This window comes from Photobacterium proteolyticum (assembly GCF_001939735.1).
GTDB classification, from domain to species: domain Bacteria; phylum Pseudomonadota; class Gammaproteobacteria; order Enterobacterales; family Vibrionaceae; genus Photobacterium; species Photobacterium proteolyticum.
On record NZ_MJIL01000079.1, the window covers coordinates 39,798 to 52,665 of the forward strand.

General features: G+C 48.0%; 12 protein-coding genes. 6 read left to right on the forward strand and 6 right to left on the reverse strand.

The annotated features are described in order from the left end of the window. Nucleotides 1–72: 72 nt before the first annotated feature. Together torD and BIT28_RS15020 are read left to right on the forward strand one after the other, a co-directional pair. A complete protein-coding gene (gene torD / locus BIT28_RS15015; protein WP_075765111.1) occupies nt 73–726 on the forward strand; it encodes a molecular chaperone TorD in 654 nt (217 codons plus the stop codon). Nucleotides 727–942: 216 nt separating this feature from the next. Further along, nucleotides 943–1,296 carry a tRNA-binding protein gene (locus BIT28_RS15020; protein ID WP_075765113.1) on the forward strand — a complete coding sequence of 118 codons (354 nt, stop codon included), beginning with the start codon at nt 943–945 and terminating at the stop codon, nt 1,294–1,296. A gap of 64 nt (nt 1,297–1,360) precedes the next feature. Here BIT28_RS15020 and BIT28_RS15025 read toward each other — a convergent pair whose 3' ends face one another. Then, the gene (locus tag BIT28_RS15025; RefSeq protein ID WP_175577540.1) at nt 1,361–4,735 is read right to left on the reverse strand and encodes a bifunctional diguanylate cyclase/phosphodiesterase; all 3,375 of its coding nucleotides are present in this window, start codon (nt 4,733–4,735) and stop codon (nt 1,361–1,363) included. 310 nt (nt 4,736–5,045) lie between these two features. Further along, complete coding sequence (locus BIT28_RS15030; protein WP_075765117.1) at nt 5,046–5,336, reverse strand: putative quinol monooxygenase; 291 nt, start codon at nt 5,334–5,336, stop codon at nt 5,046–5,048. Between the two features lie 268 nt (nt 5,337–5,604). Here BIT28_RS15030 and BIT28_RS30195 point away from each other — a divergent pair, with 268 nt between their 5' ends. Together BIT28_RS30195 and BIT28_RS15035 are read left to right on the forward strand one after the other, a co-directional pair. Then, nucleotides 5,605–5,727, forward strand: coding sequence for a hypothetical protein (locus tag BIT28_RS30195; RefSeq protein WP_281251578.1), 123 nt, complete (start codon nt 5,605–5,607; stop codon nt 5,725–5,727). Between the two features lie 242 nt (nt 5,728–5,969). Continuing rightward, nucleotides 5,970–6,185: a hypothetical protein gene (locus tag BIT28_RS15035; protein ID WP_075765119.1), complete on the forward strand. Its 216-nt coding sequence runs from the start codon at nt 5,970–5,972 to the stop codon at nt 6,183–6,185. Between the two features lie 6 nt (nt 6,186–6,191). Here BIT28_RS15035 and BIT28_RS15040 read toward each other — a convergent pair whose 3' ends face one another. The 3 genes from BIT28_RS15040 to BIT28_RS15050 form a co-directional block, all read right to left on the reverse strand. Then, entirely contained in the window at nt 6,192–6,806 is a 615-nt protein-coding gene (locus BIT28_RS15040) for a trimeric intracellular cation channel family protein (RefSeq protein ID WP_075765121.1), read from the reverse strand. 120 nt (nt 6,807–6,926) lie between these two features. Then, the gene (locus BIT28_RS15045) at nt 6,927–7,547 is read right to left on the reverse strand and encodes a DUF3157 family protein (RefSeq protein ID WP_075765123.1); all 621 of its coding nucleotides are present in this window, start codon (nt 7,545–7,547) and stop codon (nt 6,927–6,929) included. Between the two features lie 208 nt (nt 7,548–7,755). After that, entirely contained in the window at nt 7,756–8,286 is a 531-nt protein-coding gene (locus BIT28_RS15050) for a DUF2799 domain-containing protein (RefSeq protein WP_075765125.1), read from the reverse strand. Between the two features lie 110 nt (nt 8,287–8,396). Here BIT28_RS15050 and BIT28_RS15055 point away from each other — a divergent pair, with 110 nt between their 5' ends. Together BIT28_RS15055 and BIT28_RS15060 are read left to right on the forward strand one after the other, a co-directional pair. Further along, nucleotides 8,397–8,930: a DUF2975 domain-containing protein gene (locus BIT28_RS15055; RefSeq protein WP_075765127.1), complete on the forward strand. Its 534-nt coding sequence runs from the start codon at nt 8,397–8,399 to the stop codon at nt 8,928–8,930. A gap of 9 nt (nt 8,931–8,939) precedes the next feature. Then, complete coding sequence (locus BIT28_RS15060) at nt 8,940–9,158, forward strand: helix-turn-helix domain-containing protein (protein ID WP_075765129.1); 219 nt, start codon at nt 8,940–8,942, stop codon at nt 9,156–9,158. Between the two features lie 75 nt (nt 9,159–9,233). On the opposite strand, the gene nifJ is transcribed toward BIT28_RS15060, so the two are convergent. Then, the gene (gene nifJ / locus BIT28_RS15065; RefSeq protein WP_075765131.1) at nt 9,234–12,860 is read right to left on the reverse strand and encodes a pyruvate:ferredoxin (flavodoxin) oxidoreductase; all 3,627 of its coding nucleotides are present in this window, start codon (nt 12,858–12,860) and stop codon (nt 9,234–9,236) included. Between the last annotated feature and the right edge of the window lie 8 nt (nt 12,861–12,868).

Consider the following 12,868-nt stretch of genomic DNA (forward strand, 5'->3'; position numbering starts at 1 on the left):
AATCTAAATAGATATCAAGCAGCCTGACAGAACGAACCAAAACTGTTAGCGCTGTTCTATTCTGGAGTTCCCATGCAAGAGTTAATTGACTTCAACGAGCAACGTGCAGAAATCTACTGGTGGTTATCTTCTCTTCTCGCCAGAGAGTTGACAGAAGATGATATCAACCACTATTTAGGTCATGAAATGCACACCTTCTTATCTGGCCTTGGAAAAACACCAGAGCTAAAGCAGCCTGTCGATGCATTTCGTGATGCCCTGAAACACCTCGATACGCGTGAAGATGCACAGCTTGAACTCGCTGCTGATTTCTGCGGCCTGTTCCTGAGTACGCCAAAAACCGGTGCCCTTCCCTATGCTTCAATATACATAGGAGAAAGCGGATTGCTCAATGATAAGCCGGCGCAGGATATGAACACGCTGATGAGTGAATACAATATTGTCCAACGCAAAGAGTTTAACGAACCGGCAGATCATGTAGCAGTCGAACTCGACTTCATGGGTAACCTGATCATTCTTGCCAATAATCAGGAAAGTGAGGAAATAGCCGAGCTGGTGATGCAAGCACAGCTTAATTTCATCAATACCATGCTGCTAAACTGGTTACCCACTTTTGCCAAGTCCTGTGAATCACGCGACAGCTTCGGTTTCTATGCCGCTGCAGTGAACCTGCTGGTTGCGTTCTGCAAACTCGATGGCGCATTTCTTTCCGGTGAAGATAAATAGTCCAATCAATTTCAGCTGAAACTAACCCGCTCTTGTACTTCTCTATTACGCCCCTGTGAATTGTATGGTCAGGGGCTGCCTTGCCGAGACCGGCCTACTCTGCCGATTATGGTGCGCGTTGAGTAAATACTGTTCAGACAAATTTGTGATTCAAACAAGCCCTTCTTGATGCTTAGAATGTTAGGCTATAGAAATCAAATCCTTAAGGACAGCAACATGAAACAAGCACCAATTAAAGACTTAATCACTTTTCAAGATTTTGAGAAGCTCGATATTCGTGCCGGCACCATTACCGCCGTGTCTGAAGTAGAAAAATCAGATAAGCTAATGAAGCTGACGGTAGACTTCGGCGATCACGTTCGCTCCATTCTTGCCGGTATCAAACAGGAACGCGAAGATCCGTATGAAATTGAAGGTAAACAAGCTTTGTTTGTGGTGAATTTACCTGAACGGAAAATGGCTGGCGAAGTCTCCCAAGGAATGCTGTTTGATATTGGTTATGCAGACAAAATTACCCCTTGTCTGTTAATGCCAGAGAAGTCTATCCCTAACGGCTGCAGAGCGGGATAAGTTAAGAAAAGTGCCCAACTCAATCGTGTTTGGGCACTGAAATACGGCTTGGTCGGCTATGCCTCTACAAAGTATATTCCTGCACTAGTTTCTCTTGCGGCATAGGTTTGGCAATATAAAACCCTTGCGAGAAATCACACCCTTGAGCTATCAGATAGTCCAGCTGCTCTTGGTTCTCAACACCTTCCGCGACAGTTTTTAGCCCAAGTACATCAGCTATCGAGATAATCGCGCTGACCAGCTTGGCGGCTTCGTCCTCACCGGCAATGTCACCGATAAAAGAACGGTCAATTTTCAGCGTATCAAACGGGAATCGCCGCAAATAACTCAGCGAAGAATAGCCGGTGCCGAAATCATCGATCGCAAGACGCACGCCCATGGCTGCCAGTTCCTCAAGGGTTTTGCGGTTACCTTCAGGATCATCCAAAAGCACACTCTCAGTGATCTCCAGCTCCAGTAACGTCGGTGATAACCCAGTCTCTTCCAGAACCTGCGCTATAGTCTTAACAAAATCAGCTGTCTTCAGCTGATGGCCAGAGACATTAACCGCCACGTACTGCGGCATTCCTTCATCATTCTGCCATTGTCTGGCCTGCGTACACGCAGTTTTTAATACCCAGAGGCCGATATCCACAATAAGCCCCGTTGATTCGGCCACAGGAATAAACTCAGCAGGACTAACGTGTCCAAGCTCCGGGTTATGCCAGCGCAACAACGCTTCGGCACCAACCACCTCACAGTTGGTTGTGGCAACCAAGGGTTGATAGAAGAGTGTAAACTCGTCACGCTCGAGCGCCCGCTTTAACTCGGTTTCCAGCTTTAGCTGTGCCTGAGTCTGTTCATTCATCTGTGTCGTATAAAAATAAAACTGGTTACGCCCCGCTTCCTTACTTTTGTACATCGCTATGTCAGCATTATGTATCAGCTGTTCGTAGTCTATGCCGTCATCCGGGAACATGGTGATGCCGATACTGGCACTGATCGACACCTCATTAGCGCCAACGGATAGCGGCAATGCACATGCTTCGGTCACCTTTCTGGCGACCTGCTCGGCACCAGCAATATCTTTTAATCCCGGCAGAATAATGGTGAACTCATCTCCCCCCAAGCGTGCGACAGTATCACTGCTACGAACACACTCTGACAAACGTCTGGCAACTTCAACCAACAACTGATCACCGGCACTGTGGCCCAGACTATCGTTCACGTTTTTAAAAAGATCCAAATCAATAAACAGCAAAGCAACGAGGTTCTCCTCCTGCCTGGCCGTCTCCAGGGCGCGATCCAGCCGCTCGAAAGCCAGTACCCTATTTGGCAATCCGGTCAAATTGTCATAATTTGCCTGATGATAAAGCTGGTTTTCATAACGCTTTCGCTCGGTAAGATCCGAGATACTGAGCACGAGAGCCGTTTCCCCTTCATGATCAACCTGACGATAGGATATTAACGCACAGAACAGCTCGCCACTGGACTTCTTCATCTGCAATTCGAAATCTTCCAGCCGTGCTTGTTTCCCGACAACAGACAGAAATGACTGACCCTTAACCGCAATGTGGAAATAATCATCGATACTCTGTCCAACCAGGGCTGCCCCCGACAGGCTAAATAGCTCATGCGCCTGCCGGTTGGCATACAATATGTCGCTACTTCCCTGGTTAATCATCATCACGGCTGTAGGCGAAGCCTGGGCTATCGCGTGAAAATGCTGCTGGCTTTCATGAAGCGCCTTGCTGATACGCCACTGCTTATAGCTTTCCCTGAACTGCAGCCACATACTCAAGCCAACACCACCCGCCAATACTATGGTCAGCATCATAAAGAGCCTAGCCCCTTGGTTCGGGCCTTGCTCATAGGCACTTAACCGAAGCCACAAACTGCCCGGTGTCGGTTTGATCGGAACCGTCTTTGATAAACCGGCCGATATTTGGCCATCACTCTTTTGATAGAACACATCACCAGCTGTGCTAAGCACCTCTATTTCATAGCGAGACCCCAGTACCTGAGTGATTTCACTATCAAGCAATTCCTTAATTGAATAAACACCACCCAAGGTGCCAAGAAACTCGCCGCCTTTAAAGATCGGTACATATAATTCAAAAGCCGCTTTGCCCTGGATCACCATAAACGGCTTGGTATAAGTCGGCTTATGACTTTTATACGCCAGCCTCGATGCGCGCTCGGGCTCTGGCAAGGAAAGCTTGAGCCCCAATACCTGCTGGTTACCTTCAAGTGGCGCGGTATGACGGATCACAAAATCACTATCAGCCCAGGTCACATTAATCAATCCGGAGTGATCATTAACATAACGAGAAACCCTGGCCTGAAAAGAGGAAACATCAAGGCTACCTTGTGCCAGCTCCTGTGCAATCAGCAACAGGTATTCACGATCCGCATCCAGTTTACGCTCAAGGTTGTTGGTGATTTGTCCAATTGAACGGGTAAGCTGATATTTCTGCACCATATCATCACTTCCCTTCAGAAAGCTGTGAAAACCAATCACAGCAGCAATAATCGCCGTCGAGGTCAGCAAAGGTGAAAGCCATCCGGGAGCCGTAAAAGGAGGACTGACAGGGTCGGCAGACAATGACTTAGAGCGTCGTTGCAAGAAGGCTATATTTCCCTCATGCTCGCTGCGAGTTGGGACTAACTTAAACCCTACCCCACACAGCAACACTAAAAAGGCAGCAGTTATTGTTTTAAAGATCAAAAGTTTGGTTTTGCTGCTACTGGTCGGCAACGGAATTGCCGCAATTTCCCAGTAGCCGTCAGGCATATTGACCTGTTTAATTAATCCAGACTGTTCGAATATTTTTGGCGAACCAAAGAAAACTTGTTCCTGGCTATCTCTGATCGCCATGACAACATTGGTCTCCGCATCCATAATCCCAGCATCTTCAATAATAGGCACCATATCCAGCACCATGCTGACAAGGCCCCAGTAACCATCATCATCATAAATAGCTTTTCGAGCCACAAAGCCCAGGCCACCCTGTCGAAGCTCGTAGGGATCAGAGTGCGCTATTTCCCGGCTACTGATTGCCCGTAACGACACGGTTCGCACCCCAACCTGATGATCGTTGATCAGATCATGGCCAAGCGCTCTTTGATTCCCCGCCAATGGGTAAACAAAACTGATCACCCCTTCAGGCGCAATGGCAAAGTTGCGGATGCCTTTTTCCGATGAACGTAAACCTGCAAGAAAAGTCTCGGCCTGTTGTTCCGACTCAGGTGTAAGCGTCTGGTAATGAACAATATCGGTTTCAACAAAAGAAGATAACGCGTGCAGTAATGTCAGGCGATTATTTATCACCGAAGAGAGATTCTGAGCATATTGATTGAGCTCCAAGCGCATCTCAACAATAGACTCATCTTGAAGAAACGACTCATACCAACGTGCCAACTGCCACCAGGCACCGAAACAGAGTAAAACGACTAGCAAAGGTATTGCATGCCGCCTTAAAGCTGCAAAATAGTCTGCTTTTGTTATAGACGACACCAAATACATCATATAGAGAGTTCTTCTTATTATCGAGCTGTAATCGGTACTCAACCAATGCCCGCGAATTGAGAAAAAGCATTATAGACGGGTAAAAGATAAGCACAAATATGATACCTAGCTCAAAGCTGGCATCTTCGCCGTAAATTAGGGAAGAACTCCAATTGAGTATGGGTTTGATTACATTGTGGCAGGCCCACAAACTGGTTCATCATCCTGCCTGCAACAATGCAATCGGTACTTAATTCTATGACTATTCGATTACAGCCATTTCATTAAGAGTGAAGTTAGTCACGGCCCCTTCAGTCGCTGCCATATACGCTTTCAGGTGGTCGTTATTCATATGGGCCTGCCAAAGCTCACGACTCTCCCAGTTTTCATAAAAGACGAAAACCGTTGGGTTAGTGTTATCTTGATGCAAGTCGTACTGGATGCATCCGGCTTCACTTCTTGTTGGCTCGAGAAGTTTCAGTAGCTCGGCCTTAACCAACTCAATACTTTCAGGCTTCGCTTCAATCTTGGCAACAATCGTCAGTTTACTCATTAGGTTATATCCTTTCGTTTTCCTCTCTGTATTCGATGAAGAAATTATGGCTCATCAATAACTGATAAAAAACCCAGTAATCAGCCAAACACTTTCAAATTATTTTTGATAAAAAATTCACTGTCCTGTCATATTCAGAGAAAACTAGGCTTACGGCCACCGCAAGAGCCAACACAACTTGGTTCTATCAGCTATTTTTGTATATACGTTCGTCTTTATCGGCAACATGAGGCGATTTCGCCTGCACGCAAAATCAAGGAGATACAAAATGGCTAAGGCTTCAAAAGAAGTAAAATCACTGAAAAAAGAAATCAAGGCGCGCAAAGCTAAAGTCGCCAAGCAACAGGGTAAACTGAAGAAACTGAAAAAGGCACTTAAGAAAGCCTCTTAACCGTGATTTGGCACTCTAAGCTAAGTGCTGCTGTCTCCTCGACCTACGGCTATTGCACCGGGGAGACGGCAAGTTAAATATACACAACACCTCCCCCAAACATTGATTACATAACCCCTCTGTTGCAACTCGATTGTCACAATTACCCCATAAAATACGTCTGGTCTGAAAGGGTGCATAGCGCCTAATCAATACTATAAGAAGTAAAACAACTAAAAACACAAAAAGAGATGACGCCAGCAATGAACAATACGGCTCCCCCAACCCTGAAAGATGCCATTGTAACTATTTACGATACGTTTCCGAACCTCAGCTATAAGCCACGCCCGGACGATGTAAAACTGCTTGCCGCTTATGTGAAAAGCACTGAGACCGACTATCCCAAAAGCCTTGATCTGTTACTGACGGTCAACAATCGGGAGATTGAATTGGAGCTGTTAAAATACAGGCGCCATTAATCAACATTATTTCAAAATCAGAAAACCCGGATACCGAATTTTCTTTGTGATGAAATACAACCGCAGGCTCACAGAGAAAGTTATCGACAATGCTGCGGCCAAGTGTTCCCAGACCCCCACATTATAGAGTAAGACATATAGGCTGCTTCCCAGTATTACCGGGGTGGCGTAGAGTTCCGTATTACTAAACATGTTTGCGCGGTGGGCGAGAATGTCTCTGAGTACGCCCCCGAAAACGGCTGTGACCATCCCCATCGAAATGGCCACATAAGCGGCATAACCGGCTATATACAGTTTTTCCGTCACCAAGACCGAAAACAAGGAAACGCCGATGGTATCAAAAAATACCACCAGCTTTTCTACTTTGGATTTCCTGATTTCAGTAATGAGGAAAAAGCCAACACATGCGCTTACCAATGCAACCCAGAAATACATAGGATCGCGGATCCAGAAGACCTGCTCGGTATTGATAATAATATCGCGAAGCGTACCACCGCCTAAAGCTGTTACCCAGCCAAGCAGCAATACGCTGACAATATCTTTGCCTCGGTTCGATTCAACCAGTACGCCGCTAAGAGCAAAGGCAACAATGCATACCATTTCAAGGATATAAGTAAACACGTTTGGACTCTCTGTTATTCATTGCGTACTAATTTACGCCTCGCCCTGGCGCTTCTCAATCAGTTCCCCTTCACAATACTCTAAACTGTGAAGACTGAAAACTTCTGCCTAGGGAGCAACTTACCAGTGCTCAACTTCGATAATTTCTGTTTTAATAAAGTATTCCTTGGCTTCAGGCACCTTCACAACGATTGGTTTGCCTTTCTCCTGAGTTTTAGGACGGAAGTAAGTTTCGGCCATACGCTTAACTGACGTCCAAATCTTAGATTGTTGGTTAGCTAACTCACGGCCCTGCGGGTTATACACGGTCACATCCACCTCTACCAGTACAACCGACTCTGTGCTCTGATTGGTTAACGAGGTCGGGATCACCAGCTCGCCATTACGGTAAGAGGCAGGTCGCAGTAACACATCAACACCAGAGCGACTTAACTGCTGAATGTTTTTATTCTCACCAACTGTAAATTGCACACCTTTAGCCGCAGTGACCACAGGTACCGCAGTAATAACAGCCGTTGCTGCCGGCGCTACTGGAGCTACCAAATTAGGTTTTGGCTCGGCTTTTTGCTCCGCAACCGGGTGCTGCCTTTGCTCAACAGGCACAACATACTGCCAGGTAAAATCGTCATGTAATACGACCTGACGGCCATCTTGCAGTGTTGCCACCTGCGGGGCTGCCCATACACTTCCGGCAACCATTAACCCTGCCAATACTCCGCCGATCCGATTCAGTGTTCCCATACCTCTATCCTTACAACCTAAAATTGGGCATACCAACCAGTATAGCCACAAGAGTGCACTGCTAGCGCACTGGAAATACTCACATTTATTTAAGCTCGACAGCCTAACATAAAAAAGAGCCAAACGGCCCCAATGTTGATTTTCCAGTTTACGAAAGCGTAAAAACTAAAACCGGTAACCAAGGCTTCTGATTTCGCATCTCGCAACTTCAGAAAGTGAAATGGTACTGAATCGTAGGAACCAACAGCGATCGTCTTTCATCACGAAGCTCTGTATTACGCCGTCTTAGGCGCTTGACTTTGTCACTGTCAGTATTTGCTTGTTTGTCTAACTGTTTTAACTCACGGCTTATCAAGGACAGCTCCTGATCAATCTTCATTATGCGTTGTTCAATCCTGTACTCTTTTTGACCTTGATTATATTGCTCGATAAACATAGGGTTCTCACAGACGCCGTAGTATGCCAGCCCTGCACGACCAATACGGTAGCCATTCTCTGCCACGCAATAATAGGCAAGCCCTAAGTCATAACCTGCGTACCATGCAGCGCGGTCGACCCTAACTCCCGCCTCTTCTGTGCAATCTTCAACATAGTCACTTACCCGAGATGCAGTAACACCATTTTGACCATCGATTGTGCCGACCATGTACCAATCAGCCGTTTTGCACTCTTCAACGGACATAGCTGCACAACCAGCTAACTGGGCTACGACTGTAATAGATAGAGCAAGTTTCCACATGTAAACCTCATGTTAATTAATAATATCTTATCGAAAAACGATAAATTATTATTGCCAAACAAAGCGCCACATGTCAATCTATTCCCACGCAATCATTTGGAGAATCAATAATGCAAGACCAACACGCCATCCAGAAACTAAGCAAAAAGCTACTCATTTTGCTTTGGGTCATATTAATCACGGCACCGCTTTATGACTCAGTAATGTGGATCTATGGCACGATGGTTGAGTCAGGAGATGCCATCAGCATCTCATTTGCCTACCCTGTTAACCTTCCTTTGACACCCGCAAAAATGCTGATGGGCTATCCCTTTGCCCTATTACCTACGTTTGCCTACATGGCAATTATTTGGCAACTCGTTCGGCTTTTTCGACTTTATCGTGTCGGCAAAGTGTTCACTTTAGGCAATGTGTCATGTTTGAAAAAGACTGCTAATTTGATGATTGCTCTACCCGTAATTGGTGCACTTTCTGACCTGTTATTAGGTGCAGTTCTATCGATTGGCGAAGAAGTCTTAAATACCGGTCTCTATTTTTCGGACAATGAGTTGACAATTTTTATTATTGGTATCATGGTGCGGGCTATTTCTCATGTCATGGCACTTGCCAAAGACATGAAAGAAGAGAATGAATTAACAATATAAGGTAATTTTGTGCCAATTATCATTAATCTAGATGTGATGCTGGCTAAGCGTAAAATGCGCTCAAATGAACTTGCGGCAAAGATAGGGATTACTGAACAAAATTTGTCCGTCCTAAAAAATGCAAGGGCTAAGGCACTTCGCCTGTCAACACTGGATGCCATTTGCAAACACCTGCAATGCCAACCAGGAGATATCCTTGAGTACGTCGATGACGAAACGACAGACTAAATGAACATTGATGCAAGCAAGATTACTAAAAAAGGGCCGGATGGCCCTTTTAGTATTTTTATCGCTTAGCTATCGCTAGTCAGCATCAAGCTCGACATGCGGGGCAACCGATCCTTGCTTGCGTGTCGCCAGCTCTTCGTAAAGCTGCCACTTACGCTTGGCAACCTGCTGAGCGTGAGCGGTAATTTCAGCCGCGGCTTCAGGGTTGCTCCGACGCAGGATCTGGTAGCGCGCCTCATTATAGCGGTATTCCTCAAGCGGGATCGTCGGCCGCAAGGTATCAAGCGAGAACGGATTCTCGCCGACATCACGCAGTGCCGGATTATAGCGGAATAGCGGCCAGTGACCGGATTGCACCGCCAGTTGCTGCTGATGCAGGCCGTCTTCCATATTGATACCGTGAGCAATACAGTGGCTGTAGGCAATAATGATTGACGGGCCTTTATAGGCTTCGGCTTCTCGCATAGCCAGCAGTACCTGCTGCGGATCCGCGCCTAGCGCAACCCTGGCAACGTAGACGTTGTTATAGGATATCGCCTGCATCGCCACATCTTTCTTGGTGGCCTGTTTACCAGCTGCGGCAAACTTGGCAACCGCACCAAGCGGCGTCGACTTCGACATCTGGCCGCCGGTATTGGAGTACACTTCGGTATCCATAACCAGTACGTTGACATCCGCCCCGCTGGCAAGCACATGATCAAGACCGCTCGATCCAATATCATAGGCCCAGCCGTCACCACCTACTATCCAAATAGAACGGCGGATAAGTTGGTCAGCGACTGACATCAGGTTCTTGGCAGACTCAGTGCCAATGGTTTCCAATTCCGCCTTCAGGGTATCTACCCGTTTGATCTGGGCCTGGATATCCGTTTCGGTCAGTTGCTCGGCATGCAATAGTTGATCAACCAGTAGTGGATCAAGCTGCTCGCGATTTTCCACCAGCAACTGCTCAGCCATCTCGTGCTGCTTGACGGCGGCAAGGCGGAAACCGAAACCAAATTCAGCGTTATCTTCGAACAGCGAGTTAGCCCAGGCCGGTCCGCGCCCTTCGGCATTCTTCGCCCAAGGCGTTGTCGGCAAGTTACCGCCATAAATCGACGAACATCCCGTCGCGTTGGCAATCATAAGGCGATCACCAAATAACTGGGACATCAACTTGAGATACGGGGTTTCACCACAGCCCGAACACGCTCCCGAGAACTCAAACAACGGCTGAAGGAACTGGGCGCCGCGAACATTGGAGAAATCAACACGGGCACGCTCGTTATATGGAATAGTTTCGAAGAAGTCGAGGTTGCGCTTCTCCTGCTCCATATATGGCGCTTTCAGTTCCATATTGATGGCCTTGCGTTCAGGCTGATCGTCCGTCGTCTCCTGAACGACCATCGGACAGGCATCGACGCACAGGCTACATCCGGTGCAATCTTCGGCATACACCTGCAACGTATAGCGGGTGTCCGGGAAACCACGAGCGGTAATACCCGCAGACTTAAAGCCTTCCGGTGCTTCTTCGAGTTTCGACTTATCGTAGAACTTGGCCCTTATCGCCGCATGAGGACAAACGATGCTGCAGTTACCGCACTGAATACAGTCTTGCTGCTCCCAGACCGGGATTTTCTGGGCAATGTTTCGCTTCTCCCACTGGGTTGTACCCGACGGATAAGTACCGTCGACAGGCAACATGGAAACCGGGATCAAGTCTCCCTTGCCAGCCATCATCTGAGCCGTCACTTTCTGCACAAACTCCGGCGCTTTCTCCGACACCACCGGCTTGTCCTGTTCGCTAGCCGTCACCGTGGCAGGCACTTCAACCTGATAAAGGTGTGCCAGTGTATGGTCAACAGCAGCAAAGTTCTTCTGAACCACTTCCGGCCCTTTGCGAGAATACGTCTTCTCGATGGCCTTTTTGATCTTGGCAATCGCCAGATCTTTTTCCAGTACGCCGGAAAGGGCAAAGAAGCAAGTCTGCATGATAGTGTTGATACGGTTGCCCATACCGGTATCACGCGCAACCTTGTAGGCATCAATAATATGAAGCTGCATGTTGCGCTCGATAAGCTGCTGCTGCATACGAGCAGGCAGCCTATCCCAGACTTCATCAACCGATGCTGTAGTATTGAGCAAGAAAGTGGCATTATCGGCCGCTTTTGCCAGCATATCGGTACTTTCGACAAAGGTAGCCTGATGGCAGGCGACAAAGTTAGCCGACTGGATCAAGTAAGGGCTATTAACCGGATGATGGCCGAACCTCAGGTGCGATTCGGTTTGCGAGCCTGATTTTTTCGAGTCATAGACAAAGTAGCCCTGTGCGAAATAATCCGGATCTTCACCGATGATCTTGATGGTATTTTTGTTCGCCCCGACGGTACCATCGGCACCCAGACCGTAGAACATCGCACGCACGACATCATTGGATTCAATATCGAAGCTGGCGTCGACATCCAGATGTGAATGGCTTACATCGTCGATAATGCCTACGGTAAAGTGATGCTTTGGCTGGTCCAGTTCAAGGTTATCGAACACCGCCTTGACCATTGCCGGTGTAAACTCCTTGCTTGACAGGCCATAGCGACCGGCGATCAAGCGAGGCATTTTCTCGAAATGCTCCTGCCCATTGTTATTAAGAGAATCCATAAGAGCAGTTAGCACATCCTGATACAAAGGATCCGCATTGGCGCCCGGCTCTTTGGTTCGATCAAGCACAGTGATTTTCTGTGTCGTCAGCGGCAGCGCTTCAAGCAGGTGCCTGGCTGACAGTGGACGATACAAACGTACCTGCAACACACCGACTTTCTTGCCTTGTGCCACCAAATACTCGACGGTCTCTTTCACCGTTTCAACACCGGAGCCCATCGCTATCACTACATGCTCGGCGTCAGGTGCACCAAAGAACTCCATCAGTTTGTAGCGGCGACCGGTAAGTTCGCCCAGCTTGTCCATGCAAGCCTCTACAATTTCAGGTGTTCTGGCATAATATGGATTAACCGTTTCCCGTCCCTGGAAATAAACATCCGGGTTCTGCGCCGTACCACGAATGAACGGCGAATCCGGGCTCAGCCCACGCTCACGGTGCGCCCGTACCAACTCGTCAGAGATCATGGTACGGATATCGGCATCCGGGATCAGGCTGATCTTGTTAACCTCGTGCGAGGTTCTGAAGCCATCAAAGAAATGGATGAAGGGGATCCGTGCATCCAGAGTCGCAGCATGTGCCACCAGCGCCATGTCATGGGCTTCCTGCACCGAGGAAGACGCCAACAAGGCAAAGCCGGTTCCGCGGGCAGCCATGATATCCTGATGATCGCCAAAGATTGACAAGCCTTGTGCCGCCAATGAACGCGCCGCTACATGGAACACTGCCGAGGTAAGCTCACCGGCAATCTTGTACATGTTCGGCAGCATCAGCATTAGCCCCTGCGAGGCAGTAAAGGTCGTCGTCAATGCACCGCTTTGCAACGCACCGTGTACGGTACCAGCCGCCCCACCCTCACTCTGCATTTCTGCAATCAACGGGATATTACCCCAGATATTGCGCTGGTCTTCCGCAGCCCACTGGTCGGCAAATTCAGCCATCGTAGACGAAGGGGTAATTGGATAAATTGCACACACTTCACTGACACGATAGGCAATGTGCGCCGCGGCTTCATTTCCGTCGCAAGTGTGCATGACTTGCTCGGACGAAAGTTTCGTTTTCTCAGTCATGATCAGCT